Here is a 261-nt window from a genome sequence, read left to right as displayed (position 1 = left end):
CCGCCGTCAAAGCCCTGACCACCGACCAGGTCGTGGCGCTGACCACCAGCCAGGCTGCCGCCCTGAGCAGCGCCCAGGTGAACGCACTGACCGCTGCTGCCATCACCGCGCTGGAAACCGAAGACTTCGCTGCGCTGAAAACCGCGACCATTGCCGGCCTGAACAGCACCCAGATCGGCGCCCTGACCAGCGCGCAAGTGGTGGCCCTGACCACCGCCCAGGCCAACTCGCTGAGCAGCGCCCAGGTACGCGCGCTGACCA

The 261-nt window shown here is 68.6% G+C and carries 1 protein-coding gene; it reads left to right on the top strand.

Annotated features, from left to right (window positions below; translation table 11 throughout):
- On the top strand, window positions 1-261 hold a 261-nt coding region (locus GTP55_RS29395), incomplete at both ends, for a hypothetical protein (RefSeq protein WP_161048273.1).

Source organism: Duganella margarita, from assembly GCF_009857535.1.
Classification (GTDB): Bacteria; Pseudomonadota; Gammaproteobacteria; order Burkholderiales; family Burkholderiaceae_D; genus Rugamonas; species Rugamonas margarita.
Note: the sequence above shows the minus strand (reverse complement) of the source record. Positions and strands in the feature narration are given on the sequence as shown.